Genomic DNA, 25378 nt, shown 5'->3' on the forward strand with positions numbered 1-25378 from the left:
AGGTTCAGGGCCAGGACGACGACGAGGGCGATCAGGGCCCAGGCCCATTGCGGGACGGCGGCCATCCAGGGGATGTAGTTGCCGAAGAAGTTCATGTACAGGGCCGCGGCGGTGATGTCCACGATGGTGGTGGTGGCCCAGTTGATCCAGTAGAACCAGCCGGAGACGAACGCTGCTTTTTCGCCGAAGAATTCCCGGGCGTAGGAGACGAAGGACCCTGAGGAGGGGCGGTGGAGGACGAGTTCGCCCAGGGCGCGCAGGATCAGGAACGCGAAGAACCCGCACACGGCGTACGCGATGACCAGGGACGGGCCCGCGGCGTTGAGCCGGCCGCCGGCACCCAGGAACAGGCCGGTACCGATCGCACCGCCGATCGCGATCATCTGGATCTGCCTGGGCTTGAGGTTCTTGTGGTAGCCCTTGTCCTCGGCATGCAGCGCCGACTCAGAAGCATGGGCATGGCCGCCGTCGGCCTGTATCAGTACAACCTCGTCATTGGGGTTGATGGGCATGGGTGATCCTTTCGATCCGGTGAAGATCTGACTGGGTGGGAAAGAAGTAGTGGTGGGCCCAGTGGCGCAGGTCAGAAAACGGACCAGCCGGTACGGTCGGAAAGGTCGGCGAGGGCGGCAGTGCCGGCTAGTGAGTTTCCCTTGGCGTCCAGCCGAGGACTCCATACGGAAATGGCGCATTCACCCGGAACGATGACCAGGATGCCGCCGCCCACACCGCTTTTGCCGGGAAGGCCTACACGGTAGGCGAACTCTCCGGCGGCGTCGTACATGCCGCATGTCAGCATGATGGAGCCGATGCGTTTCGCGTCGCTCGGGGACAGGACAGCCCCAAGCCTTCCCGGTCCTTCCTTGGCCAGGAAGAGCCCTGCCTGGGCGAGTTCAGTGCAGGTCATCATGATGGAGCACTGGCGGACATAGTTTTCCACCACTGATTCAGCCGGCTGCTTCAGGTTGCCGAAGTCTTTCAGGAAGTGCGCCAGCGCCAAATTGCGGCTGCTGCTGGATAGCTCGCTGGCGGCCGCGCCCTCATCGATGAACGGCCCGGCGCTGCCCGCCTCCAAGGTGAGGAACCGCAACAGCTGCGTGGCGGCGTCGGACGTTTCTTCCATCAGGTGGTCCGTGACCACCAGCGCGCCGGCGTTGATGAATGGGTTCCGCGGGATGCCGTGCTCCACTTCCAGCTGGACGAGGGAGTTGAACGAGGTACCGGAGGGTTCGCGCAGGACCCGGGACCACAGTGTTCCGGATTTATCGCCCCCAAGGGCCATTGCCAGGGTGAAGACCTTCGAGATGCTCTGGATCGAGAACGGGACGTCCGCGTCGCCCGAACTGAATACATTGCCGGAGGTCGTGGCAACGGCTATCCCGAATTTATCGAAGGGGACCGCTGCCAGGAACGGGATGTTGGCGGGGACAGATCCCCTTTCACGCTGCGGCCTGTGGTAGCGGACGAGGTCGTCGAGGATGGGGCCGAGCGGCGGCGCCTCAAGTGCTGTTTTCATTTCCTGCCTGAATGTTCTTTGGACGTTCCGGCCCATTCCTGGATATGGAGCAAGGCCACCAGTGAGTCCCGCGGGTTGCCGAAATCCAGCCCTGTGACCCGGGAGGCTTTGCTGATCCGGTAGTAGACCGTGTTCTTATGCAGTCCCATCCGCTGGGCGCATTCAGCGACATCGAGCGAGGCGTCGAAGTACGCCCGCAGGGTTTCCGCGAGTTCGAGGTCCTCCTGCAACAGGGTGGAAAGGCCGCGGTGGCGGAAGGTTGAGGATGTGAAATTGTGGACTGCCTCGCGGAAAAGGATTTCTCCCTCGAAGTCGTCCACTGTGGCCACGGACGTGTCGGGAGAGGTGCCTACGCAGCTCAGCAGCGCTTCAGTGATGCTGGTGATTGAGTGGATGGACAGCAGGTCCGGTACCAACGGGCCCACAGCCGCAAACGGGCTGATGCCCAGGTGTTTGGCAGCGTCGCGGACGATGGCCTCGGCCAGGCTCCGCAGCCCCGACTCCGTCGCAGTGGATTGCAGGCCGGGAACAATCACGGCGGTATCGCCCTTGAACTGCCCGACGACGGCGGAGGCCTTGAAGGCAGCCGCATGGATGGAGGCCAGGTTGGCGAGTTCGCCGTGCTTCAGTGCGGCGTCGTCGGCCTGCGCTTCGGCATCGGAGATGCCGATCAGGATCAGCGCGGCAGGGCGCTCAGCCGGAATCTTCTCGCTGTGCGCGCTGGCTGCGGCTTCCGCAGGCCCCGACAGGATCCGCGCGACGCGGTCTTCGCGCATGTGTACGGACTGCTGGTTGCGGTACCTGATCAACTCTGCTGCGGTCCGGGCGGCCGACCCCTTCAGCACATGATCCACGTCGGGGCCAAAGCCGGCACCGGTTTCCTGGAGCCAGATGTAGCCCATAATCCGGTCTCCGGCGAAAAGCGTGATGGCCACCCGTTCCCGCAACCCGTCCTGGGGGCGGGCCGGCACCCTGACGGGCAGCCGTGTTCGGTGCAGCTCCCGGTAGGCGCCGAGGTCCTTCAGCAGCAGCTCGTATTTCCGCGGGCCGCGGCGGGCCAGGATGGAGGCTTTGCGCAGTTCGTCAATGTCGTTCGAGACAGTGGAGTACGCAAGCACCTTGTTGGCGGCGTCTTCGATGAGCACGTGGCTGGATGTAAGCCGCGCAGTGGTTTGGGCGATGGCAAACAGGTCTTCCTCCAGCAGCGTCAGCACTTCACTCTGATAGCTGCGCGGCTGGATCCGGTCCTGGGCGATGGACAACAGCCGGTCCCAGTCAGCTGCAGGGTTCACCAGGAGCAGGCCCGTCCCGGCGTCGCGCAGCAGTTCTTCGGCTTCGGAGAGCTCTTCCCGGGTTCCCTTTACGGCGACTACCGGTGGCGGGTTCTGCAGGAGCCGCCGCAACGCGGGCAACGCCGACCGCCCGCGGACGCCGATCAGCAGGACCAAAGCAGCGCCGCCGTCGGGTGCAGCATCGTCAGCATCCACGATAAGGAAACGCTCGATGGCGGAACCGGTAGGAGCGGGCCGGAGGATGAGGCTGGCGAACCCCAGGGGGAGATCCGAGAGGATATCGTCCACCGTAACCGCGGCCATGGTTTCCTTCGCGTCGATCGGGCCGGACGGCTCTGTCCGGTCAGATCATGGTATCCAGCTCCGATCATCCAAAAATTGGAAGGAGACCCAAAGGGGGAGGCAGTTTTTCGGTTGGCATTCCAAGCCAGGGGTGGGGATCTTGCCGTAGGCCGGGAAGCGGTTCAGCGGCGCGGCAACCACTTGCGCCAAACAAAAGACCCCTGCTTCCCGGTAAACATGAAGCAGGGGTCTTTTCACATGGCGGTGACGGTGGGATTTGAACCCACGTTGGCTTTTACACCAAACAACATTTCGAGTGTTGCACCTTCGGCCGCTCGGACACGTCACCAACCTCAATAGGGTACCGGAGCGAGGGGCCCATCCCCAAAACGGGATCATCGGAGAGCGCCTTCGCCCATCTTCGGTTTTCCTCCTTTTCTTTCTGCCGCGAATGATAGTGGGGGGAGCATGACTGGAGCGCCCCTGAACGATGAACGGTTTTCATCCGTGCGGTTTGAGGAGGTGCGCGAAAAAAGTTTGAAGAATTTTTTTGGGGGCATCCGCTTTTGGGGCCCGGAATGTCAGACCCTTGCAAGAGGATTGGTGCATGGATACGAAACCGGCAGTGGCACAGGCGGAGGCGGCCCTTGTCGCTGCTGTCGCTGCGTTTGCTGCGGTGCTCACTGCCGACGATACTGCTGCATCTGGTGGCGCTGATCCCGGGTCCGCGGTTGAGTTCAATGATCCGTTGCAGCGGGTTGCTGATGGGGCTTTGGATGTTCTTGCCGCGGTGGGGCGGGGGGAAGCGAAGCTGGCGGCGGTGAAAGCGGAGGCGGTGGCGGTGTTTGCTGCGGCCACGAAAGCGCTGAACGCTCCTGTTTCGTCGCCCTATGAGGCCACGGCGCAGGAGCGGAGCCTTGTGGCTGAGGTGGGGTGTGTGCTGGCGATGGGTGACCGGGCCGCCGGTGCCCTGCTCGCCGACTCCCATGCCCTGACCACTTCCCTGCCGCGGACCCTGGCGGCACTGCAGGCCGGGACGATTTCCTGGGCGCATGCCCGGACCATGGTGGACCAGACCGCGAGCCTTGATGCTGCCGGGGCGGCGGCGTTGGAGGCGCACTTCCTGGACCCGGACGTGCCGAGACCCGCCGCGGCCGCCGCGGTCGGGGAGATGCCGGCGTACCGGTTCAAAGCCAAGGCCAGGCAGTGGCGGGAACGCCATCACCCGGAGAGCCTGGAGAAGCGGCACGCCAGGAGTGTGGCGGACCGGCGGGTCGAGTTCTGGCCGGACAGTGACGGGATGGGCTGGATCGCCGCGTGCCTGCCCGCGGACCAGGCGTCTGCGATCTGGGACCGGCTCACCACAATCTCCCGGGACATGCAGGGACCGGACGAACCCCGCACCCTCACCCAACTCCGGGCCGACAACTACACTTCAGCGCTTCTGGATACCGGGCCCGGGATCAGCGCCGGAAACACCAGCACCGGCGCCGGAAACAGTCCCAGCAACGGCGGGGCCAACAGTGCCAACAGCACCGGCGACGCCGGCGGGGAGGGCACCGGTCCCGGGAAGGGATCTTCGATTCGGGCGCAGGTCCTGGTCACGGTGCCGGTGTTCTCGCTGCTGGGCCTGACCGATGAACCGGCGATGCTGGACGGGTCCGGCCCCATCCCCGCCTCAATGGCCCGGAACCTCGTCGCCAATGGGGCGGACTCGTTTTACCGGGTGCTGGTGGATCCGCGGGACGGGGCGCCACTGGAGATAGGCCGCACCAGCTACCGGCTGACCAAAGCGATGCGGAACTGGCTGCAGCTGCGGGACGGTAAATGCCCGTTCCCCGGCTGCAACAACAACTCCCTGGACAACGAAGCGGACCACATCCTCGCCTGGCACAAAGGCGGCACAACCGGAATATCAAACCTGGGACAGCCCTGTCCAAAACACCACAAACTCCGGCACACCGGCGGCTGGAAACCCACCCCGCCCACCAAAAATGAACCGCCCGGCTGGACCTCACCCACCGGCCGGCACTACAAAAGCGAACACCAGGAATGGGAACCACCCCACTGGCCGAAAAGCATTGGAGACGCAGCCATGCCCAGCACTCACGGCTGCCCTGCTGAAGACGCTCTATTTCTGGAGCCCCCACTGGAGGAACCTCCGGGTGACAACTTCCTGGACCCGGACGATCTTCCGGCTGAGGACCCTCTTTGGGAAGACTTCTATGCCGCGCCGATCGTTTTGCCCAAAGACCCGTTCAGGGACTGGGAGCTGGGACTGACCTAGCAGCTTTTGGTGGAGCGAGCCTTCGCCAAGCGCTCCAATGCGGGGATGAGGCCGTCAAACTTTCCCCGGCGAACGCAGGCAGCTAGATTCATCAGCAAGATGACTAATTCACGCGCGCCCATCCATGCAACTGCCTACTGGACCACAACCCGGGAGCACGGCGAGCTCCGGTCGGAGGAGCTGGCGGGGCCCGGTCCCGGCGAAGTGCTGGTCCGGGCCCTCTACTCCGGCATCAGCAAGGGCACCGAGATGGTGGTCCACCACGGCTTGGTCCCGCCACGCGTCGCCAAGGAGATGCGGGCCCCGCATCAGGAGGGCCAGTTCCCGGGGCCAGTGAAGTTCGGCTACCTGTCGGTGGGAGTCGTGGAGAAGGGGCCGGCAGAGTGGATAGGCCAGCGGGTGTTCTGCCTGAATCCGCACCAGGACCGATACGTGCTGCCCCTTGATGCCCTCACCAAAATTCCCGACGCCGTCCCTTCGCAACGTGCTGTCCTCACCGGAACGGTGGAAACGGCAGTGAATGCCCTGTGGGAGGCCGGCCCGCGGCTGGGAGACAGAGTAGCCGTGGTGGGTGCCGGCCTGGTGGGCGGCATGGTTGCCACCCTGCTAAGGACCTTCCCACTGCAGCGGCTTCAGCTCGTAGACGTGGACCCGGGCCGGAAGCAGCTGGCGGACGCCCTTGGCGTCGAATTCACCCACCCGGATGACGCCCTGGATGACTGCGACGTGGTGTTCCACTGCTCGGCATCCCAGGAAGGCCTCGAGCGCAGCCTCCAGCTCGCCGGCGATGAAGGCGATGTGATCGAAATGTCCTGGTACGCCAACCGGGAAGTCACACTGCCGCTGGGCGAGGACTTCCACGCCCGCCGGCTCTCAATCCGCGCCAGCCAGGTAGGAGTGGTGGCACGTGCCCGGCGCCACCGCAGGACCAACGCTGACCGCCTGGACCTCGCCGTATCCCTGCTGACCGATCCGGTGTTCGACGCGTTTGTGACAGGTTCGTCGCCGTTCACCGAACTGCCCGAGATTGTTCAGGGGCTCGCTGACGGCACGCTGGATGCGCTGTGCCACGTCATCGAATACCCCCAAGCCGAAAACCCGCAAGCCGAAAACCCCCAAGCCGAAGACCGGCAAGACCAGTACCCCGAGGATCAGCACGCCCAGGAACCCACCCGCGAAGAGCAGAGGTAGCCCATTGTTCAGCCTGACCGTCCGACGCCACTTCATGATCGCCCACAGCCTTCCGCGGGAGGCTTTCGGCCCCGCCCAGGCCCTGCACGGGGCCACCTTCGTCGCGGAGGTGGCCTTCCGCCGTCGGACGCTCAACGACGACGCGATCGTGCTGGACATCGGCGCCGCCGGCAGCATTATCGAGGAGGTGCTGTCGGGCTTGAACTACCGCAACCTGGACGAGCACCCTGACTTCCAGGGAAAGCTCAGCACTACCGAGGCGCTTGCGGAGTACGTCGCACAGTCGGTTGCCGGCAAGATCAAGGACACCGACGACGGCCGCGAACTTGCGGGCATCGACGTCACCCTGCGCGAAAATCCGGACGCCTGGGCCACGTACTCGCTGGACCTCTCCGCCGCCTGACCATGCGCGCCATCCGGCTCCTCGTTCCTGCCAACATCCGGCATAACTCCGGCGGCAACGTGTACAACGCGCGCCTGGTACAGGCTCTGCGGGCCCTGGGCGTGGACGTGGATGTAGTGGCAGTTGAAGGCTCCTGGCCGGAGTCCACTGCAAAAGAACGACGCCGGCTGGGCAGCTTGCTGGGCGCGTGGGAGCCGGAGCGCCAACACGGGTCCGTCGTGACCCTAGTGGACGGGCTGATCGCCATGGGTGCGCCGGACGAACTGGAGTTCGCGGCCAAAGCCCGGCAGGAGGCCTGGGTGCTGGTGCACATGCCGGCCCCATCGCGCCACGAACTGGAGGCACGGGCCCTGCGCGCGGCATCGGGAGTGATCTGTACCAGCAGTTGGGCGTCCGCCACCCTCGAAGCCCGCCACGGCCTTTCCGGGCTTCGGGTGGCCCTGCCCGGTACAGACCCCGCACCCGTGGCCCAGGGATCCATTCCGCCGCACATCATCACCGTAGCCGCACTCCTGCCGAACAAGTACCAGTTGCTGGCCATTGAAGCACTGGCACGGATCCAGGAACTCGAGTGGACAGCATCACTGGTGGGATCGGACCGGGCGGACCCGGAATACGCAGCCGCCGTACGGGCCGCGGTCGCCGCGCACCGGCTGGGAAACCGGGTGCGGCTAACCCGTGAGCTGAAAGGCCGGGCGCTCGAGGACGAATGGAACCGCGCAGACCTGAGCGTCCTGGTGTCTCAGGCTGAGGCCTTCGGCATGGTAGTGACGGAGTCGCTCGCTCACGGCATTCCCGTGGTTGTCCGCCAGGGAACAGGCGCCGTCGAAGCCCTGAGTTTTGCCGCGCCTGGAATGGAGTCGGGAAAGCGGTCGGGCGCCCACCTTCCCGGAACTGCCGTAGCTTTTCCGTCCGATGCTGACCCAAAAAACCCTGCCCTGCTGGCAGAGGTCCTGCGGCGTTGGCTGCAGGACGGAGCAACCAGGGACACTTGGCGGGCAGCCGCGCTTGGGACGAGGAACCGCCTGCCGGGGTGGGAGCAGACGGCTGCGCACGTGCTGGACATCCTTCGTGGCTAAAGTTTCCACGCGGACCGGAACAAGCACAAGCACCTACAGCCGGCTACGGTGCCCCACAAAGAAGTCACGCAGCAGCCCGCCGCACTCGGCTTCACGCACCCCGGCGTAGACCTCAACCCAGTGATTCAGACGGCGCTCGCGCAACACGTCGAACACGGATCCTGCTGCGCCGGCCTTCTCGTCCCAGGCGCCGAAAACCACCCGGGGAATCCGTGCAAGGACAATTGCACCGGCACACATCGCGCAGGGCTCGAGGGTCACCACCAACGTGCAGTCGGCCAGCCGCCAACCATCTCCGCTCCCGCCGTCGGCCAATCGCAGGTCCCGCAAGCGCGCCGCCGCCTCCCGGATCGCAACCACTTCGGCGTGTGCGGTGGGGTCGCCCAGCTCCTCACGCTGGTTCCGGCCGGAACCGAGCACGGCGCCGTCGGGCCCTAACACCACGGCGCCGATCGGCACGTCCTCCGTGGCAAGGGCACGGCGCGCCTCCGCGAGGGCGAGGCCCATCCAGGCATCGTATTTGCTATCTGCGGAGACCATGGCTCAATGATAGTTTCGAAGGATACCCAGAGCCCGTGACGTATATCCGCCGGGAGGCACAATGAGCACCGTCCGAGACCGCATGGACAAGTGGATCAAGCCCTATGCCGCCCTGTGGCTGACGATGATCATCGGCGGTGCGCTGGTGCTCACCATGGCCCTGCTGGGAGCCGAGGTGTACTCGGACGTGGTGGACGAGGAAGGACTGACAAGCCTCGATATTCCTGCATTGGAATATTCACAATCCTTGCGGAACCCCGAAGTGGATGCCTTCGCTACCGCCTTCACGAACGTAGGCGGCGGGATCGGTATGCCAATCCTCGCAAGCATCCTCACGGCCTGGCTGACACTCCTGAGCCGGACCTGGCGCCCCATCGTCCTGGTGGGCGGCGCAGCCCTTGTTTCCACCACCGCCACCACGCTGGGCAAGCGCCTGGTGGGCAGGACCCGCCCGGACCACTCCGAAGCAGTACCGCCCTTCGAGACCACGCCATCATTCCCCAGCGGCCACACCCTGAATACAACAGTGGTGATCGGCGTCCTGGTGTACATCATGTGCCTTCAGTTCCAGATGCTCTGGGCAAGAATCACTGCCATCACCGCCGGGGCAATTTTCATCATCGCCATGGGCTTGAGCAGGGTGTTCCTGGGGCATCACTGGATGACCGATGTGATGGCGGGATGGTTCCTGGGGCTGGCATGGGTGTGCATGGTGATCCTGGCCCACCGGCTGTTCCACCTGGTCCGGAAGCGGGAACATGCCGGTCCGGCACCCACCTTCGAGCACCCGGTCCTCCGCGAGGACCACAGCGGGGACCCTCTCACAAACAGCGCGGGCACCTCCGGACAGCGCGACGCCGGCTCCTCGCGAGGGACCGCCGGCACCTCCGAAAGGAACGACGGCGGCACCGCGGGAGCGTCCGACGGCGGCACGTTCCGTGGGAGCGACGGCGGTTCCTCACGGACGGGTGCAGGAGGCTAACGGCAGGAAAAGGCCCAGCGGCCGGGTGATAGTTTTGACCCATGCGCACTCTCGTTGTGGACCACCCGCTGGTCGCCCATAAGCTCACTGTCCTGCGGGACAAGAACACCCCGTCCCCGGTCTTCCGGCAGCTGACGGAGGAGCTGGTGACGCTCCTTGCCTACGAGGCCACCCGCGAGGTCCGCACAGAACCTGTCACCATAGAAACGCCCGTCAGCACCACTGTAGGTACGGCGTTCACCAAGCCAACCCCGCTGGTGGTCCCCATCCTGCGGGCCGGCCTGGGCATGCTCGAGGGCATGACCAAGCTCGTTCCCACCGCTGAAGTCGGCTTCCTGGGAATGGCCCGGGACGAGGAAACCCTGGACATCATCACCTATGCCGAGCGCCTCCCCGAGAACCTCACGGACCGGCAGATCTTCGTCCTGGACCCCATGCTGGCCACAGGCGGAACCCTGCGCGAGGCCATCAAGTTCCTCTTCAAGCGCGGCGCTTCAGACGTGACCTGCATCTGCCTCCTGGCCGCCCCGGAAGGTTTGGCCAAGCTGGAGGAGGAACTCTCCGATGCCAACGTGACCATAGTCCTGGCCTCCATCGACGAAAAGCTCAACGAGAAGTCATACATCGTTCCAGGGCTGGGGGATGCGGGCGATCGCCTTTACGGCATCGCAGGGTAGTCCTCAAGCCTTTTTCATTCCGCCTCCCGCCGTTAGCCTGTGCGGATGGACTGGAAACTCGAACTTGTGTACGTCCCTGTGTCCGATGTGGACCGCGCCAAGGACTTCTACGTCAACAAGGTGGGCTTTGTTGCCGACTTTGATGAGCGGCCCACGGACTCCATCCGCTTTGTCCAGCTGACGCCTCCCGGCTCCGCCTGTTCAATCTGTATTGGCGACGGGCTTACGGAGGCGCCTCCCGGTACCGGCTCCAACCTTCAACTGGTGGTCAGCGACATTAATGCCGCCCACCAGCAGCTCAAAAGCAACGGAGTGGACGTCAGCGATGTGGATGTGCAGGACTGGGGCCACTTTGTGTACTTCGCCGATCCCGACGGCAACAGGTGGGCGGTCCAGTACATCCCCGGCCGCGGCGCCTGACATGCCGTAAGCGGCAACGGGATCCGGGAGGCGCAGCAGTGATCCCCGAACGCAGAGCCTGAGGCACAATGGGGACCGTGAACGCCTCCATGCCGGCTGCTGTCCGGACCCTGACCTGCCGCGCCGTCCTCTTCGACATGGACGGCACCCTGGTGGACTCCACGGCAGTGGTGGAACAGGTGTGGGGTGAGTTCGCGGCGCGCTACGGGCTGGACATCGAGGAGATACTCCGGACGTCGCACGGGGTCCAAGCCGGCGATACCGTCAGGCGTTTCGCGCCGCCAGGGGCGGACGTGCTGGCGCTGACAGCGGAACTCGGTGCCATGGAACGGGTCCGGACCGAGGGCATCCTGCCGCTGCCCGGAGCCGCCCGGCTGCTGGCCTCCCTGCCGGCGGACGCCGTGGCGCTGGTGACATCAGCTGACCGGGTCCTTGCTGACATCCGGATGGCTGCAGCGGGGCTTGCCATGCCGGCCACCGTGGTGACGGCCGAGCTGGTGACCCGGGGCAAACCGGATCCCGAGGGATACCTGAAGGCCGCTGCCGGTCTTGGCGTGGATCCCTCCGACGCCGTGGTGTTTGAAGACGCTCCCGCCGGCATTGCGGCCGGCGTGGCCGCCGGTATCCCAACCGTAGCCGTGGGGCGGAACACCGGTCCGCTTCCGGCGGGGGGTCCTGCACATTCCTGATTACAGTGCCATCGCCGCCCGCGTGGACAAGGACGAGGAGGGCCGGACGGTCATTTCTTTCCGGCTTTGAGGTCCTCCACCACTTTGGCAATGCGTCGCGACCGGGTCTCGGGAGTTTTGGCTTCGCCCAGCGGCTCCACGTACCGCCGCTGGGCGCTGTAGCTCAGGGTCGCGTAGAACTCCTGCGCCGCCGGCTCCGCAGCCATTGCAGCGGCAAGATCCTCAGGGACCTCAACAATCCGGGGCTGCGTGTCCAGTTCCACGTCCACGTCAACGGTGTCTCCGGCTTCGACGCCAACAAACTCCTTGTTGGCTGCGCTCAGCGATATCAGGTTTTGCCCGCCCATCACTGCGATGCTGCTGCGATAGCTTTTGCCGTTGATGCTGACCACCACAGGCGGCCGCTTGCCAGCTCCCAGCTCCGAAACAACCTGCTCGGGGACTACGATGCCGGTTTTATTGCCGCTGCCCTGGATGGTGGTAGTGAACTTCATGGACCACAGTATGCCGGGCGCCCCGGTCCTTCAAAAGGTGCGCGGCGTTTAGTACGCCGCCCGCGTGTTGCAGCACCGGGTGTGCCAGGACTGCTTAGTACCAGTTATTCGACAGGTGGAAGTTCAGCGCACCACACGGGGACTGGTAACGCTCCTGGATGTAATTCAGGCCCCAGTTGATCTGCGTGCGGTAGTTGGTGAGGTAGTCCGCACCGGCGCTGGCCATCTTCTCGGCGGGCAGGGACTGCACGATGCCGTAGGCGCCGCTGCTCGGGTTGGTGGCCGTGGTGGTCCAATCCGATTCCTTGTCCCACAGGGTTACCAGGCACTGCATCTGGTCAGGAGCCCAGCCGTAGTTCGCGAGCTGGCCAGCGGCGTACGCCTGGGCGCCTGCGGGATCGTTGACCGCGACGACGGGCGCAGGCTCGGGCGCTGGGGCCGGAGCAGGTTCGGGAGCAGGCTCGGGCGCTGGGGCCGGAGCCGGCTCAGGAGCGGGTGCCGGTGCAGGTTCGGGAGCCGGCGCAGGGGCGGGCTCGGCCGCCTGCGGGGCTACAGCTATCTCCGGAGCGGCGGGCTCAGGCGCGGGATTAGAGGTAATCTCGCTCTTCTCGATGCTGAGGTTCGACTGCGCCTGGGCGGCCTGTGTCTCAGTGGCCGCTACACGGATACTGGTTTCTGTAGCCTGTCCCGCAGCTCCCACTCCAACGAGGAGTGCGCAGGATGCGGCAACAACGGCCGCGCGCTTTCCGAAGGAAGGGATTTTGCCGGTTTCCGCTCCAGCGTGCGGTGCGGAATCGGTTTTCGGACGTGGTTTTGCCAGGATTTTGAACATGATGGATCGCCTCTCACACCTGCGGAGTTAGCTGTCGGGTTCGGATGAGGGCATCCGGCCACACGGAAAGATCACGTGCTGGCTTAACCCCAAGGGCAATCAGTGCCCGGGACGGTGGGTCCCCCGCCTCTGCCTTTGTTCAAAGGGAATCCGGGAAGTGGCAGAGCTTGGCGTCATCCGGATATGCGGCTCGAACACGAGCTGCACCCAATCGACGGTACAGGAATGCAGCGCGTAAGTCACATTTTGGTAACAGAGATCACGACGGCGGCGCGTCGCCTTGCCGCTAGCGTCACCGCAAGGGGAGCTGTAAGGCGAACTCTGTGCGCCCTGGTCGTGATGTCACCGTTACCCTTCCGCCGTGGGCCTCCACGATGGATTCCACGATGGACAACCCCAGGCCGCTGGTGCCTTCGGCTGCTGCAGCCCCCGCCTCATCTCCCGCGCCCTTCCGGGCCGCGTCTGCGCGGGCGAAGCGCGAAAAAACATGGTCCACAAACTCCGCCGGGATTCCGCCGCCGTCGTCCGTTACCGTTATCAGCGCGGCACCTCCCGCCGTCTTTCCAACGCCGGAAACAACAGTGGTGCCGGCAGGGGTGTGTTTGCGCGCGTTGGAGAGCAGGTTCATCAGCACCTGGCGCAGCTGGGAGGCGTCACCGGTGACCACCACGGGCTCATCTGGAAGTTCCAGCCGCCAGTTGTGGCCCGGCGCCATCACCTTTTCATCACTGACGCTTTCCACCACCAGCTGCGTAAGGTCCACCTCGCTGAGCTTCAGCGGCTGGCCCTCATCGAGCCGGGCCAGCAGCAGCAGGTCTTCCACCAAGGCGGTCATCCGCTCTGACTGGCTCTGTACACGGGCAAGGGACTTTTGGCCGTCGGGGGTGAAGTCCTCCGTCATCCTCATCAATTCGGTGTAGCCGCGGATGGCGGTCAGGGGAGTACGCAGCTCGTGGGAGGCGTCGGCCACAAACTGTCGCACCTTTGTTTCGCTCTTCTGCCGCGCCTGCAGCGCGTTCGCCACGTTATCCAGCATGAGGTTGAGCGCGTGACCGACGCTGCCTACTTCCGTTCCCGGATTGGAGTTCGACGGCGGCACCCGCACCGCGAGTGCCACCTCGCCGGCATCCAGGGGAAGCTGCGAAACCCGGGTGGCAACCTCCGACAGCTGCTCGAGAGGTTTCATCGTGCGTCGGATCAGGACCGTGCCCACTAATCCGATCAAGAGCAACCCGCCAAGCGAGACGACCACAAAGGTCCACACGAGGGAGGCAAGCGTGCTTTCTTTGGCAGCGAGGGGGAGCCCGGTGACCAGGACATCACCGAAGTTCGTTTTCACCGCTACCAGCCGGTAGTCACCGTTTGAAAGGCTACGGTCCACGGGCTCCACGTCTGCCGCCAGTGCCAGCAGCGTCTGCTTGTCCTCGGCGGTCAGCGCAGAACGCGTGGTGTCCGAGGTGAGGAATCCTCCACTGTTCACCTGGCCGTTCAGGATGCGCGCGTTCATGGTTCCCACGCTTTGGCCGCGGGCGTCCAGGGGGTCCCGTCCGTTGAAGCCGCCCATGGGAGGGCGGCCCGGATTGTTGGACCGGTCTGCAGCCTGGCTCAGCTGTTCATCCAGCTGGCGGGTCAGGAACGCATCCATGGAAGCATAGCTGGCAACGCCCACGGCACCGCAGATGGCGATGAGCAGGGCCATGGCCAGGAGGATGAGGCGGGTACGCAAGTGCCAGGTGCCGGGTTTGAGCCAGCTCCGGCGGTGGGGATCGGCTGCCTGGTGTGACGCCATGGTGCGACTACTCGGCAGGCTTGATGACGTACCCGGCGCCGCGCACGGTGTGGATCATGGGCGGGTGAACTGCGTCCACCTTCTTGCGCAGGTACGAGATGTAGAGCTCCACAATGTTGGCCTGGCCACCAAAGTCGTAGTCCCACACGCGGTCCAGGATCTGTGCCTTGCTGATCACGCGCTTGGGATTCTCCATAAGGTAGCGGAGCAGTTCGAACTGCGTGGCCGTGAGCTGGACCTCCGCCCCGGCCCGGGTCACTTCCCGGGTATCGACGTTGAGGACGAGGTCCCCTACCACCAATTCGGCCGTGTCCATAGCGGCAACTCCGGAGCGCTGGACCAGGCGGTGCAGCCGAAGCAGGACTTCCTCCATGCTGAACGGTTTGGTGACGTAGTCGTCGCCACCGGCCGCCAATCCCACGATCCGGTCCTGGACCGCGTCCTTGGCAGTGAGGAAGAGAGCGGGTACCTCGGGCGCGAACGTGCGGATCCTTCCCAGCAGCTCGACGCCGTCGAACCCCGGCAGCATCACATCAAGGACCAGGACGTCGGGACGGAAGTCCTTGGCCAGTTTCACTGCTTCCGGGCCGTCGGCCGCCACCGCCACCGACCAGCCGGCCATGCGCAGGCCCATGCTCATCAGCTCCGAAAGGCTTGGCTCGTCGTCGACCACCAGGGCGCGGATGGGGGAGCCGTCGGGGTGGGAAAGCTGGGGGAGGTTGTTGGTCATGGAGTGCGAAGTGGCCATGGAACAACTCTCCGATCAGTCGTTTAGCCGGGGCTATGGGCTTCCTGTGCCTCAGCTGTGAATACCAGCCTAGCCAGCTGGGCAGGTAACGGCGGGCGGCGGAAGGGGCGGCTGCTGCCCGGCGGCTGCTGCCCGGTCAGCGGCGGTCGACGGGAAGCTGGGCAGTCGGGTGCCCTGCAGAGTTGGCCTTACAGCGGAGGAGGTGCGATTTTTTCTTCTCCAGCTCCGGCTCCCACTGGACAGGCGGGGCGCACAAGGAGGGCAATTTCGGCATTCCCCGTCCAACTGAAGAAAAGGGCGGCTGCTGGAGCAATGGACGAATTAAGTTCACCAGTGGTGGTTTTCACGCCCTGAAAGCGGGACAATGATCAGCAATCTGACCATTGTCCAGAATCGTGATCTGTGCCACATCAAGCGCTTTTGTCTCATAATGCGGACGGAAGCGTCCATTGTTACTTGCAAGTTCGCATTGTTACGCTGCACACTTCCATTGTGAACAAGAACTCAACAGCACCTGCAGCCGCAGACTATTGGCCCAGCACATCCGCTGCTGCCTACATGCGCTGTTGTCGAATGTACGCCTGATCTTCCCACCCCTCGAAGTTCGTCGGCATACGCCCCCAGCCCAGCGTCGGGCGTCCCTCCCCAGCTACATTGCGGGGAACCCAGCATTCGAGCCGCGATGACGGCCATTCACATTGAGGTAAGCAATACATGTCAGTTGCATCCGGATACGTCCACATTTCTGTCCGTAACGCCGCCAAGGGTGGCCAGCCTTCCGGCCTCCGCCCCGGCTTCGGACCACGCACGGCGCTCGCTCCCGCCACGTCCGGAAGCAGCTTTCCTGGCTCGGGATACGGCCCCCAGGGCTATAACCCCAACTCCTACGGCCAACTCCGCGCCGTTCCGCCGGCCGAGTCGGCGCCGGTCACTGCTCCCACTCCGGTAGTTGCCGGGCCCAACCAGGTCCGCCCCGTGGCCAGCGACACCGTGGCCCGTGGATTTGTTCTCTACATGGGGATCGACGAGGAAACCGCAGCCGCCGCAGGCACCTCCATCGCCAAGCTCGCCCAGGAGATCCGCGCTTACGCCCAGTCCCTGGTATCGGGAGCCGAAAGCTACGCCGCCGTCGCCGTCGCCCCTGCGGGCACGCCCGGCTCAGCACTCGACGTCGTCCGCTCCACCTTCGGTGACCCCACCGTCAACACCCGCCAGCGCACCGAAAGCCCGCGGCCGCAGCAGCCGCAGGAGCCGCGCCCCTCCGGCGTCCTGATCGACCTTGCACGCCGCGAAGTGCACCTGGACGGTGAATCCCTGAACCTGACTTTCAAGGAGTTTGAACTCCTCAACTACCTCGTGGAAAACGGCACGCGCACTGTTGGCCGTGACGAACTGCTCGAGGGCCTGTGGCGCAACGCCGAAGAGGTGCCCAACGAGCGCACCATTGATGTCCACATCCGCCGTCTCCGGTCCAAGCTTGGCCGCCTCGCCAACACGGTGCGCACCGTCCGCGGCCAGGGCTACCGGTTCTACGAGCACCCCGAGGTTGTTGTCTGGGCCGCTCCGGAATACTCGATCTAGCACTCAGAGGCACGCAGGAGGCATGTGGGCGGTGCCTTAGGCTTGGGCCATGAGCCAGCACCATCTTCGACGCCTTGTGATCATGCGCCATGCCAAGGCCGATTGGCCCGGTGGCGTGGCTGATCACGAGCGGCCGCTGGAAGAGCGGGGCCACCGGGAGGCGCCGCTTGCAGGACGCTGGCTGCTCAAGCACAACATCGTGCCTGACTTCATCCTGTGCTCAAGCGCGCTGAGGACCCGCCAGACCTGCACGTGGGTATGTTCTGAACTGGGGGACAAGGCGCCCACGCCCAAGCTCGAAGACGGCCTCTACGCTTCGTCCGCCCTGCGCATGCTTACCGTGGTCAACCACGTGCCCGATACCGTCACCACGCTGATGCTGATAGCGCACCTGCCAGGGGTACAGGACCTTGCCATGCACCTCGCCTCACGCGATTCCGACCACGATGCCTACATGGACGCCGCAACGAGGTACCCCACCAACGCGCTCACCGTCCTCGAAACGGAAAAGTCCTGGGCTGAGCTGGACGGACAGGACGCACGGATCACCAAATTCAAGGTGCCGCGGGCGCATTAGCGCAGCTATTTCCTCGTTGCTGCGCGGCCCTGAGGCAGCTTTGCGGAACTTTGTTTTGTGGCACTTTGCCTGGCGGCGCCCTGCCTCGCCGCGCCTGGTCCCTGGGATGACTGTCCCTGGGACGCCTGCCGGGCGGACGACGTCGGCTGCCGCACTTGCGCCCGCGCCCCGGACGGGGTGCGCGGCTGCGCTGCGCCGGCCTGCCGTGTCGGAGCACTCCTCGCGGCGTTGCTGCTGCCGCGCGCAGCGGTCCGGACGCCGGCAGCCCGGGAGGCGCTGCCTTGGGTGCGCCGGCGTCCCGGCCACATGGCCCCCGTGAACAGTGCCGCCAGGGCGGTCAGTGCGGAGAGCGCGGCCAGGAAGAAGTAATTGTCCGGATCCGAGGTGGGCAACGGGGTGCCAAACAGCGACGACTCGTCGGTGAAGGCCAGCTCCCACGTGCTCAGGAAGGCCAGCGACCCCGCCACTGCGAAACTGGTGGACAGGCCTGCAATGCCGAGCATAACGAAGCGCCGGCGGCGCAGGACCTCCACGATGCAGGCAAGGTAGGCGAGCCCCAGCACGCCGAGGAAAGCCATGAACACGGGCTCCGCCAGCGTCATGCCTGTCAGGACCAGCAGGCCGGCAGCCACGATGCCTGTGATGACCGCGAATTTTCCGCTGTTCCCCATGTGCCGCATGTCCACCATCATCCCTGAGGAGCGGGCTGCTGGATTACGTAGCCGCGCATGATGGCCATGATTGCTGCAACGCTTTGGTTACGGGTGCGCTCCGGGTTGTAGGTCTGCCGGTCAAGCCCCACCACAAAGCAGGCTCCAAAAATGGCTGTTTCCAGGCTGCCCCGCGAAACGGAGGGATCCACAGGGTAGGCCTTGGCAACGTTTTCCACCGCTTCACTGATGACCGCCAGGAGCTCTGCCCGCAGGAGCGTAAAGGTCCCCTGCCATTCGCTGGGCGTACGCCAGTTCTCGCTCACCCAAAGCCGGGCGAAGGACGGGTACTCGGCCATGAAGTCCATGGCCTGGCCAATCATCGCCTCCATTGCCAGCAAGGGATCCTGGCCCGTCCCGCCGTCCGGCGCCCCCATCAGACGGGCCTTGAGGATATCCACGCCATGCCGCAGCAGCTGCGCGATAAGGTCGGACTTGCTGCCGAAATTGTAGTAAACCGTTCCCTTGGAGACGCCTGCAGCAGCTGCAATCTCGTCAACAGTCACACCGGCAGCACCACGCTCGCCGATCAGCTCCATGGAAGCGTCAAAGAGTCTCTGCCGCGTGGCTGTCGTCCTGGCAGGGCGGAGTTTTTTCGCTGGTTCCGCGGGTCTCATACTGCAATCTCCGGTTTCAGCGTCTTGAGCGTCCAGTATTTGCCCTTGCGCACGGCCAGGGTGGACATGGCCAATCCCAGCGCCGTATACCCCGCGAGTCCCAGCACCGTGGGGATGATCATCGAGAGGTCGGCCCCGTAAATCAGGTGCCTCATCCCTGTCACCACATAGCCCATGGGCAGGATCTGGTGCACCACGTGAAGGGGTTGTGGTGTGGTCTGCCAGGGGAAGGTGCCACCGGAAGAAACCAGCTGAAGGACCAGCAGGATCAGGACCACGAGTTTTCCGGGGGAGCCCAGCAGTGCCACGATTCCCTGGATGAGGGCACTGAAAGCCATGGCTGCGGCCAGCATAAAGAGCCACATCAGGACGGGATGGGCGGCGTCCAGGCCCAGGGCCAGGTTGACCACCAGGGTGAGGAGGGTGGCCTGCACCACCGAGACGGCCAGGAAGGGCAGCCATCCTCCCACCGCGATTTTCCAGGAGCGGGCGTTGGATGCCAGCGCCCGCTGCGTCAGGGGCCGCATGGCCTGGATCAGCATAAAGATGCCGATCCACAAAGCGAGGGTGAGGAAGAACGGTGCCAGCCCGGCGCCGTAGGACCCGGCTTTCGCCTGTGAGACATTGCTGACCGCCACCGGATCTGCGATAACCCGCGACAGGTTGCTCTTCTGGGCGGCGTCGGGATGTGGAACCTGTCCTGCACCGCTGCCAATCTCGTCGGCCAGGGTTCGGGAACCGTCTGCGGCCGTACCTGCGCCTTCCTCGAGCTGCGCGGCGCCGGCGTCGAGCTTGCGCGCCCCGTCCGCCAGGGCTGCAGTGCCATCCACCGCTGACTGTTCTCCGGTGGCGAGCGTCGCTGCGCCGGTGTGCAGCCGGTCAGCGCCTCCGGATGCCTGTGTAATCGCTTCTTTCAGTGCCGGGGTTCCGGCAGCCAGTTGTGCCGCACCTACGCTGACGGCATCGGCTCCGTCTGCCAGCTGTTGGATTTGCGCGGCGTCGGCCTGGAATTGTGTTTTGGCAGCTGTCACCGGGTTGGAGGCGGCCACCGAGTCGAAGTCGGCCAGAATGCTGTCCGCCTGGGCCTGGGTGAGGACGCCGGAAGCGATCAGCCTGTTGTTCGACTCCACCACCCGGGTGCGAAGTCCCTGGTCAGCGGCCTCCAGTTGGGCAGCGGCGTCCTGGACCTTGGTGTTCAGCTGGGCGTTTCCGGCAGCCACCTGCGCGGCACCCGCTGCCAGTGTCCGGGAATCCCCGGGCAACGTGGCTGTCTTGTCCTTCAGTACGGAGAGCCCGCTGCTCAATTGGCCGGCGCCGTCGGTCAGCTCGTTGGCGCCGTCGCGCAGCTTGAGCTGGCCCGCGTAAAGCTCATCAACGCCGCTGCTCAGGCCAGCGGTCCCGTCATGAAGGGCCGCACTCCCGTCCCGCAGGGTGGCCGCCCCGTCCGCAAGGCGACCGGCGCCGTCGGACGCCTTGACCATCTGCGTATGGATGGTGCCGAATCCGGTGAGCAACTGGTTGGCGGTTTCTTCTCCGACATCGGCAGCAACGGTGCTGTGTACGGAGGTGGTCAGCTTGTCCACGATGGTGCTCAGCAGATAGTTGTTGGCATCGTTCGTGGTGACGTTGAGCATGGCCTGGCTGGCGGAGTCAAAGCTGCCGGGGGACACGAGGTGGTCGGAAAAGTCCTGGGGTATTTTCAGTGCGAAGGCGTACTTGCCGCTGGCGACGCCCTCATCCGCCTCGTCTCCGCCGGCTACCGGGATCCAGTGGAAGACATTGCCCTCCACCAGGCTGTCCGCTACTTCCCTGCCCGCCTGCAGTTCAGAACCGTCGCCGGCGGTGGCGCCGGTGTCCTCCACTACCAGCGCGGCGTCGATCTGGTCCAGGTTGCCGTACGGATCCCAGTTGGCGTAGAGGTAGACGGCGCCGTACAGCAGCGGGACCATGGTCAACGCGAGGATGGTCAGCTTCGGCAGCAGCCCGCCCGTCATCCGCTTGAGTTCAGAGCGGGCCAGCCGCAGTACAGTCACTTCGCATCCTCGGTTTCGAGTTCGAGTTCGTGGGTAGCCGCCGGGCTTTCCGTTCCAGCTTCCGCCTCGGCAACATGTTCGCCGGGCACAGCGTTGCCAATCGCAAGGATCGGTCCGGACCACGACGGCGGAGGGGCAGCTACCGTCGCAACGACAGCCAGCGGCCGCCCGGCGTCGGATGCCAGCTGCTCCAGGCGCGGCAGCCAGCTGCCGGGATCGGTAGTGTGCCGGTCCGGTGAGTCGACCACCAGCAAGTCCGTATGCGGGCTGGCCAAAGCCAGCGCCGTCAGGAGTTCCAGCCGGCGGGAAGGATCCAGCTGCTCAGTCCACAGGTCGGCGATGTCCTCAAAGCGGTTGACCTTGAGCCACGGACTGCTGAGCAGGGCACCCCGGTACCGGCGGGGGATTAGGGCCAGGTCCTCCGTCACGAGGTCGCGCACGCTCAGGTGCGGTTCAGGCTCGTTGACGCCCGGGGCGTCAACCAGAGCGCTGGCCGTGCGGAGTGCCTTGATGCCGCGGCTGCCATCCCAGTTGATGAAGCCCCCATCGGCCTTCATCCGGCCGCTGAGCACAAGGGCCAGCGCGGTCCGCTGATCCTGCCGGTCCCCGCAGGCAAGGACCAACTCCCCGCGGCGTGCCTGGAGGGAGGTCGCAGGGAGCAGGGGATCCCGGCGGCCGCGGACATGGAGCTGCTGGGCAAGAAGCAAGGGTGCCTTTCACTGTAGTGGTCTTGCACCCAGTCTATTCAAACTGACCAGTCAGTTCAAATAGGAACCGCTAGAGCCCGTACTTCTCCAGCAGGCGCAGCCAGACCTCGCTGATGGTGGGGTAGGAGGGAACTGCATGCCACAGCCGGTCCAGCGGCACTTCGCCCACCACCGCGATGGTGGCCGCGTGCAGGAGTTCTGCCACGTCCGGCCCGGCGAACGTGGCTCCCAGGAGAACCCTGCGGTCCTCATCAACCACCAGTTGCGCCCACCCCTCGTAGTTCTCCGAGTGCAGGGAAGATCCGGCTACCTGGATGGGAAGTTCAACGGAGGAAGCGTTGTAGCCGTCCTTCTGCGCGATTTCCAAGGTGCGCCCGACGGTGGCCAGCTCAGGGTCGGTGAAGACAACACTGGGTACAGCATGCTCGTTGGCAGTTTGCGCGAAACGGCTCCAGTCCCTGGCGGCGCCTGCCAATTCCCCCTTGGCCCGGGCGGCGATGGCGTCTCCGGTGGCGCGGGCCTCGTACTTTCCCTGGTGCGTGTAGAGGTTCTTGCCGGCGGCGTCACCCACTGCATAAAGCCAGGGCTCTCCCCTGGGGGCTCCCTCCACCACCCCCGAATTGTCCGTGCGAAGGGTGAGGTGCCCCTCCTGGCCAGGTTCGAAGCCCACGCTCTCCAGCCCCAGGCCTTCCAGGGCGGGGTGCCGGCCTGTGGCCACGAGGACCTTTTCGGCGGTCACGCTGGAACCGTCAGCCAGTTGCAGGCTCAGCGTTCCGTCGTCGTTCTCGCTGATGCTTTCCGCCGTGGTGTTGAGCCGGATCTCCACGCCGTCGGCACGGAGCCCGGCCGCGACCAGGTTTGCTGCCTCCGCCGGGAAGGCCCGGAGCAGTCCGCTGCGTGCCACGAGCGTCACAGCAGAACCCAGCCGGGCATAGGCCTGCGCCAGTTCTGTCCCGGCGACCCCTCCCCCCAGTACTGCAAGCCGTGGCGGTACTTCCTTGGCTGAGGTGGCCTCCCGGGTGCCCCATACCTGCACGTCCTCGAGTCCCTCGATTGGGGGAGTGTTGGGTGCGGAACCAGTGGCCAGGACTACCGCATGACGCGCGTGAAGCTGGTACGGGTTGCCGTCGAGCCCGGCGACTTCAACCGACTTGGGCCCAGTCAGCCACGCGTGCCCCCGGACCAGTTCGATGCCTGTGTCCTCCACCCACTTGACCTGCCCGTCGTCCTGCCAGTTGGACGTCATGTAGTCCCGGCGCTTGAGGACGGCCGCGGCATCCAGGGTCCGCGTCACCGCTTCCTTGGCCCCCGGTGCGGTCTGGGCTCCGTGGAGGGCCGTGCCGGGGCGAAGCAGGGCTTTTGACGGCATGCATGCCCAGTAGGAACACTCGCCGCCCACCAGCTCCGCTTCCACCAGCACGGCCGTGAGGCCGCCCTGCACCACCCTGTCAGCTACGTTTTCCCCCACGGCGCCTGCGCCGATCACCACAACATCAAATTCACGCGAAATCGCCTCGGGCATCATGGGGAAAGCCTACGCCCGGGATCCCGGCCTGCTGCTGGAGGGGGCATCCGCCACGTGGGCACTTTCGTGGCGCAAAACAAAAGGTCCGCACCGGCGAACCGGTGCGGACCTTATCTGTGCGCCCAAAGGGATTCGAACCCCTGACCTTCTGTTCCGTAGACAGACGCTCTATCCAGCTGAGCTATGGGCGCATCTTGTGTCCGGGGAGAAGAACCGCTCTCCCTGAACCTCGAATTACTTTACGCGAGGGTTGGCCACGATGCCAAATCGGGAGGCGTGTAATCTCGACGACTAGACCGGTATAGGTGACCTTCGTCACTTAATCCTCGGATTTGCATGCCAAATTCCTTGATTTCCCGCGGAAACGCATTTCTGTTGCGCCAAATGCTCAGCATACGTCCCAAAAACTCCGGTGGTCCGGACCATAGCATTTAGCTCACACCGATGAACCCGAGGAAGGGAACCGAAATGGGCGATCTGGCGCAAAAGCCGCTGCTTGAGAATGCACCCACTACACATGCCGGTCTGCTGGCATGGGTCGAAGAGGTTGCTGAGCTTACGCAGCCGGACCGGATCTACTGGGTTGACGGCTCCGAAGAGGAGAACACCCGCCTTACCGACGAGCTGGTCGCGGCAGGAACCCTCAGGCGCCTGAACCAGGACCTCTTCCCTAATTCCTTCGCCGCTTTCTCCGATCCCGCTGACGTGGCACGCGTGGAGGAGCAGACCTTCATTTGCTCCGAAAAGGAGCACGACGCCGGGTTCACGAACAACTGGATGGCGCCGGCCGAGATGAAGGACAAGCTTCGCGGCCTGTTCGCCGGGTCCATGCGGGGCCGGACCATGTACGTCATTCCATTCGTTATGGGCCACCTCGACGCCGAGGACCCCAAGTTCGGCGTCGAGATCACTGACAGCGCCTACGTTGTCGCTTCCATGCGCATCATGGCCCGGATCGGTACCGATGTCCTGAACCGCATCACCGAAACCAACGCGTTCTACGTCCCCGCGCTGCACTCACTGGGTGCCCCGCTGGAGGCCGGCCAGGCAGACGTCCCGTGGCCCTGCAACCCGGACAAATGGATTGTCCACTTCCCCGAAGAGCGGTCCATCTGGTCCTTCGGCTCGGGTTACGGCGGCAACGCCCTGCTGGGCAAGAAGTGCTACGCCCTGCGCATCGCCTCCGTCATGGCCCGTGACGAGGGTTGGCTGGCCGAGCACATGCTCATCCTCAAGCTCACCTCGCCTGAGCAGAAGACGTACTACGTCTCCGCTGCCTTCCCGTCCGCCTGCGGCAAGACCAACCTTGCCCTGCTGGATCCCACCATCAAGGGCTGGAAGGTCGAAACCCTCGGCGACGACATCACCTGGATGCGGTTCGGCAAGGAAGGCGAACTTCGCGCCGTCAACCCTGAAGCAGGCCTCTTCGGCGTTGCCCCGGGCACGGGTTGGGGCACCAACCCCAATGCCATGCGGGCCATCGCCAAGGGCAACAGCATCTTCACCAACGTGGCACTGACCGATGACGGCGGCGTCTGGTGGGAGGGCATGACCGAGGAAGTTCCCGCCCACCTCACGGACTGGCAGGGCAACTCCTGGACCCCCGACTCCGACAAGCCCGCTGCCCACCCCAACTCGCGCTTCTGCACACCGATCGACCAGATCGACATGCTCGCCGAGGAGTACCACAGCCCCAACGGTGTTGAGCTTTCCGCCATCCTGTTCGGTGGCCGGCGCAAGACCACCATCCCCTTGGTCACCGAGGCGCGCAGCTGGTCAAACGGCATCTTCATGGGCGCAACGCTGTCCTCCGAAACCACTGCTGCCGCTGCAGGCGCTGTGGGCGTGGTGCGCCGCGACCCCATGGCCATGCTGCCCTTCATCGGCTACGACGCAGGCGACTACCTGAACCACTGGGTCAACCTTTCAGCGAAGGCCAACCCCGAGCGGTTGCCCAAGATCTTCCTGGTCAACTGGTTCCGGCGGAACTCTGAGGGCGGCTTCGCCTGGCCCGGATTCGGCGACAACGCCCGTGTCCTCAAGTGGGCCATCGAGCGCCTTGAGGGTAAAGCGGATGCTGTTGAGACCCCGATCGGCTTCGTGCCTACCGGCGATTCGATCGATCTCGAAGGCCTGGACATGACCCCCGCCCAGGTGGAGGAAGCAGTCAAGGTGGACCCGACGGAGTGGGCGGCGGAACTGGCCTCCATCGAAGAATGGTTCGCCAACTTCGGCAGCTCGCTCCCCGACGCACTGCAGTCGGAGCTCACCAGCCTGAAGTCCCGGCTGGGCTGAACCCCTTAAGTACAACGGCGTCTTAAGTGCGAACGCGGCCCCGCACCTTTCCAACGAAAGGTGCGGGGCCGCCGTCGTCCTCCCCGGAGTTTTTGTCCAGCTATGCAGACCT

General features: G+C 64.8%; 24 protein-coding genes, 2 tRNA genes and 1 riboswitch. Of the genes, 11 read left to right on the forward strand and 15 right to left on the reverse strand.

The window, feature by feature from the left end:
* From G6R19_RS19060 to G6R19_RS19075, 4 genes are all read right to left on the reverse strand, one after another.
* Positions 1-512 (reverse strand): amino acid permease (locus tag G6R19_RS19060; protein WP_163167908.1); only part of this gene is annotated, 512 nt, incomplete at its 3' end.
* 71 nt (positions 513-583) lie between these two features.
* Positions 584-1516: a glutaminase gene (locus G6R19_RS19065; protein ID WP_163167910.1), complete on the reverse strand. Its 933-nt coding sequence runs from the start codon at positions 1514-1516 to the stop codon at positions 584-586.
* Positions 1513-3111 carry a helix-turn-helix domain-containing protein gene (locus G6R19_RS19070; RefSeq protein ID WP_163167912.1) on the reverse strand — a complete coding sequence of 533 codons (1599 nt, stop codon included), beginning with the start codon at positions 3109-3111 and terminating at the stop codon, positions 1513-1515. The genes G6R19_RS19065 and G6R19_RS19070 overlap by 4 nt, the downstream gene beginning before the upstream one ends.
* A 238-nt stretch (positions 3112-3349) precedes the next feature.
* A tRNA-Ser gene (locus tag G6R19_RS19075) sits at positions 3350-3439 on the reverse strand.
* Positions 3440-3697: 258 nt separating this feature from the next.
* On the opposite strand from G6R19_RS19075, the gene G6R19_RS19080 reads away from it, so the two are divergent.
* The 4 genes from G6R19_RS19080 (at position 3698) to G6R19_RS19095 (ending at position 8050) form a co-directional block, all read left to right on the forward strand.
* Positions 3698-5377, forward strand: coding sequence for an HNH endonuclease signature motif containing protein (locus tag G6R19_RS19080; protein WP_163167914.1), 1680 nt, complete (start codon positions 3698-3700; stop codon positions 5375-5377).
* 99 nt (positions 5378-5476) lie between these two features.
* Positions 5477-6568, forward strand: coding sequence for a zinc-binding alcohol dehydrogenase (locus G6R19_RS19085; protein ID WP_163167916.1), 1092 nt, complete (start codon positions 5477-5479; stop codon positions 6566-6568).
* A gap of 4 nt (positions 6569-6572) precedes the next feature.
* Positions 6573-6971 (forward strand): 6-carboxytetrahydropterin synthase, encoded by a 399-nt coding sequence (locus G6R19_RS19090; RefSeq protein WP_163167917.1) that lies wholly within the window; start codon positions 6573-6575, stop codon positions 6969-6971.
* 2 nt (positions 6972-6973) lie between these two features.
* A complete protein-coding gene (locus G6R19_RS19095) occupies positions 6974-8050 on the forward strand; it encodes a glycosyltransferase family 4 protein (protein WP_163167919.1) in 1077 nt (358 codons plus the stop codon).
* 33 nt (positions 8051-8083) lie between these two features.
* Here G6R19_RS19095 and G6R19_RS19100 read toward each other — a convergent pair whose 3' ends face one another.
* Positions 8084-8590: a nucleoside deaminase gene (locus G6R19_RS19100; protein WP_163167921.1), complete on the reverse strand. Its 507-nt coding sequence runs from the start codon at positions 8588-8590 to the stop codon at positions 8084-8086.
* 61 nt (positions 8591-8651) lie between these two features.
* Between G6R19_RS19100 and G6R19_RS19105 the strand changes: the two genes are divergently transcribed.
* The 4 genes from G6R19_RS19105 to G6R19_RS19120 all read left to right on the forward strand — a co-directional run bounded on the left by G6R19_RS19105 (position 8652) and on the right by G6R19_RS19120 (position 11358).
* Complete coding sequence (locus tag G6R19_RS19105; RefSeq protein WP_240341973.1) at positions 8652-9572, forward strand: phosphatase PAP2 family protein; 921 nt, start codon at positions 8652-8654, stop codon at positions 9570-9572.
* A gap of 41 nt (positions 9573-9613) precedes the next feature.
* Positions 9614-10249, forward strand: coding sequence for a uracil phosphoribosyltransferase (gene upp, locus G6R19_RS19110; protein WP_163167923.1), 636 nt, complete (start codon positions 9614-9616; stop codon positions 10247-10249).
* A 45-nt stretch (positions 10250-10294) separates the two neighbouring features.
* Positions 10295-10669 (forward strand): VOC family protein, encoded by a 375-nt coding sequence (locus tag G6R19_RS19115; RefSeq protein WP_163167925.1) that lies wholly within the window; start codon positions 10295-10297, stop codon positions 10667-10669.
* Positions 10670-10746: 77 nt separating this feature from the next.
* Positions 10747-11358, forward strand: coding sequence for an HAD-IA family hydrolase (locus G6R19_RS19120; protein ID WP_346010091.1), 612 nt, complete (start codon positions 10747-10749; stop codon positions 11356-11358).
* A 50-nt stretch (positions 11359-11408) separates the two neighbouring features.
* On the opposite strand, the gene G6R19_RS19125 is transcribed toward G6R19_RS19120, so the two are convergent.
* The 4 genes from G6R19_RS19125 to G6R19_RS19140 form a co-directional block, all read right to left on the reverse strand.
* Positions 11409-11852, reverse strand: coding sequence for a YdeI/OmpD-associated family protein (locus G6R19_RS19125; RefSeq protein WP_163167927.1), 444 nt, complete (start codon positions 11850-11852; stop codon positions 11409-11411).
* Positions 11853-11946: 94 nt separating this feature from the next.
* The gene (locus G6R19_RS19130; RefSeq protein WP_163167929.1) at positions 11947-12684 is read right to left on the reverse strand and encodes a hypothetical protein; all 738 of its coding nucleotides are present in this window, start codon (positions 12682-12684) and stop codon (positions 11947-11949) included.
* Positions 12685-12689: 5 nt separating this feature from the next.
* Positions 12690-12867: riboswitch (cyclic di-AMP (ydaO/yuaA leader) on the reverse strand.
* A 109-nt stretch (positions 12868-12976) separates the two neighbouring features.
* Complete coding sequence (locus G6R19_RS19135; protein ID WP_163167930.1) at positions 12977-14473, reverse strand: HAMP domain-containing sensor histidine kinase; 1497 nt, start codon at positions 14471-14473, stop codon at positions 12977-12979.
* Between the two features lie 7 nt (positions 14474-14480).
* Positions 14481-15221: a response regulator transcription factor gene (locus G6R19_RS19140; protein WP_163167931.1), complete on the reverse strand. Its 741-nt coding sequence runs from the start codon at positions 15219-15221 to the stop codon at positions 14481-14483.
* A gap of 714 nt (positions 15222-15935) precedes the next feature.
* Here G6R19_RS19140 and G6R19_RS19145 point away from each other — a divergent pair.
* The gene (locus G6R19_RS19145) at positions 15936-16802 is read left to right on the forward strand and encodes a winged helix family transcriptional regulator (protein WP_163167932.1); all 867 of its coding nucleotides are present in this window, start codon (positions 15936-15938) and stop codon (positions 16800-16802) included.
* 49 nt (positions 16803-16851) lie between these two features.
* Positions 16852-17379 carry a histidine phosphatase family protein gene (locus G6R19_RS19150; protein ID WP_163167933.1) on the forward strand — a complete coding sequence of 176 codons (528 nt, stop codon included), beginning with the start codon at positions 16852-16854 and terminating at the stop codon, positions 17377-17379.
* A gap of 5 nt (positions 17380-17384) precedes the next feature.
* Here G6R19_RS19150 and G6R19_RS19155 read toward each other — a convergent pair whose 3' ends face one another.
* From G6R19_RS19155 to G6R19_RS19180, 6 genes are all read right to left on the reverse strand, one after another.
* A complete protein-coding gene (locus G6R19_RS19155) occupies positions 17385-18059 on the reverse strand; it encodes a hypothetical protein (protein WP_163167934.1) in 675 nt (224 codons plus the stop codon).
* A gap of 8 nt (positions 18060-18067) precedes the next feature.
* The gene (locus G6R19_RS19160; protein ID WP_163167935.1) at positions 18068-18706 is read right to left on the reverse strand and encodes a TetR/AcrR family transcriptional regulator; all 639 of its coding nucleotides are present in this window, start codon (positions 18704-18706) and stop codon (positions 18068-18070) included.
* On the reverse strand, positions 18703-20739 hold the full coding sequence (locus tag G6R19_RS19165) for a YhgE/Pip domain-containing protein (protein WP_163167936.1): 2037 nt from the start codon (positions 20737-20739) through the stop codon (positions 18703-18705). Before G6R19_RS19165 ends, G6R19_RS19160 begins: the two co-directional genes overlap by 4 nt.
* Positions 20736-21446 carry an ABC transporter ATP-binding protein gene (locus tag G6R19_RS19170; RefSeq protein WP_163167937.1) on the reverse strand — a complete coding sequence of 237 codons (711 nt, stop codon included), beginning with the start codon at positions 21444-21446 and terminating at the stop codon, positions 20736-20738. Before G6R19_RS19170 ends, G6R19_RS19165 begins: the two co-directional genes overlap by 4 nt.
* A gap of 70 nt (positions 21447-21516) precedes the next feature.
* Complete coding sequence (locus tag G6R19_RS19175) at positions 21517-22971, reverse strand: NAD(P)/FAD-dependent oxidoreductase (protein WP_163167938.1); 1455 nt, start codon at positions 22969-22971, stop codon at positions 21517-21519.
* Positions 22972-23088: 117 nt separating this feature from the next.
* Positions 23089-23162: transfer RNA gene (locus tag G6R19_RS19180), tRNA-Arg, on the reverse strand.
* Between the two features lie 277 nt (positions 23163-23439).
* Here G6R19_RS19180 and G6R19_RS19185 point away from each other — a divergent pair.
* Positions 23440-25266 carry a phosphoenolpyruvate carboxykinase (GTP) gene (locus tag G6R19_RS19185; RefSeq protein ID WP_163167939.1) on the forward strand — a complete coding sequence of 609 codons (1827 nt, stop codon included), beginning with the start codon at positions 23440-23442 and terminating at the stop codon, positions 25264-25266.
* The last annotated feature ends 112 nt before the right edge of the window (positions 25267-25378 follow it).

This window comes from Arthrobacter sp. Alg241-R88, from assembly GCF_900537115.1.
Classification (GTDB): Bacteria; Actinomycetota; Actinomycetes; order Actinomycetales; family Micrococcaceae; genus Arthrobacter.

Coding starts and splice junctions, on each gene's coding strand:
- G6R19_RS19160 (WP_163167935.1), bottom strand. CDS start 18,706: ATGAGACCCGCGGAACCAGCGAAAAAACTCCGCCCTGCCAGGACGACA.
- G6R19_RS19130 (WP_163167929.1), bottom strand. CDS start 12,684: ATGTTCAAAATCCTGGCAAAACCACGTCCGAAAACCGATTCCGCACCG.
- G6R19_RS19155 (WP_163167934.1), bottom strand. CDS start 18,059: ATGCGGCACATGGGGAACAGCGGAAAATTCGCGGTCATCACAGGCATC.
- G6R19_RS19175 (WP_163167938.1), bottom strand. CDS start 22,971: ATGATGCCCGAGGCGATTTCGCGTGAATTTGATGTTGTGGTGATCGGC.
- G6R19_RS19145 (WP_163167932.1), top strand. CDS start 15,936: ATGTCAGTTGCATCCGGATACGTCCACATTTCTGTCCGTAACGCCGCC.
- G6R19_RS19095 (WP_163167919.1), top strand. CDS start 6,974: ATGCGCGCCATCCGGCTCCTCGTTCCTGCCAACATCCGGCATAACTCC.
- G6R19_RS19070 (WP_163167912.1), bottom strand. CDS start 3,111: ATGGCCGCGGTTACGGTGGACGATATCCTCTCGGATCTCCCCCTGGGG.
- G6R19_RS19125 (WP_163167927.1), bottom strand. CDS start 11,852: ATGAAGTTCACTACCACCATCCAGGGCAGCGGCAATAAAACCGGCATC.
- G6R19_RS19185 (WP_163167939.1), top strand. CDS start 23,440: ATGGGCGATCTGGCGCAAAAGCCGCTGCTTGAGAATGCACCCACTACA.
- G6R19_RS19115 (WP_163167925.1), top strand. CDS start 10,295: ATGGACTGGAAACTCGAACTTGTGTACGTCCCTGTGTCCGATGTGGAC.
- G6R19_RS19140 (WP_163167931.1), bottom strand. CDS start 15,221: ATGGCCACTTCGCACTCCATGACCAACAACCTCCCCCAGCTTTCCCAC.
- upp (WP_163167923.1), top strand. CDS start 9,614: ATGCGCACTCTCGTTGTGGACCACCCGCTGGTCGCCCATAAGCTCACT.
- G6R19_RS19085 (WP_163167916.1), top strand. CDS start 5,477: ATGACTAATTCACGCGCGCCCATCCATGCAACTGCCTACTGGACCACA.
- G6R19_RS19100 (WP_163167921.1), bottom strand. CDS start 8,590: ATGGTCTCCGCAGATAGCAAATACGATGCCTGGATGGGCCTCGCCCTC.
- G6R19_RS19135 (WP_163167930.1), bottom strand. CDS start 14,473: ATGGCGTCACACCAGGCAGCCGATCCCCACCGCCGGAGCTGGCTCAAA.
- G6R19_RS19150 (WP_163167933.1), top strand. CDS start 16,852: ATGAGCCAGCACCATCTTCGACGCCTTGTGATCATGCGCCATGCCAAG.
- G6R19_RS19065 (WP_163167910.1), bottom strand. CDS start 1,516: ATGAAAACAGCACTTGAGGCGCCGCCGCTCGGCCCCATCCTCGACGAC.
- G6R19_RS19080 (WP_163167914.1), top strand. CDS start 3,698: ATGGATACGAAACCGGCAGTGGCACAGGCGGAGGCGGCCCTTGTCGCT.
- G6R19_RS19105 (WP_240341973.1), top strand. CDS start 8,652: ATGAGCACCGTCCGAGACCGCATGGACAAGTGGATCAAGCCCTATGCC.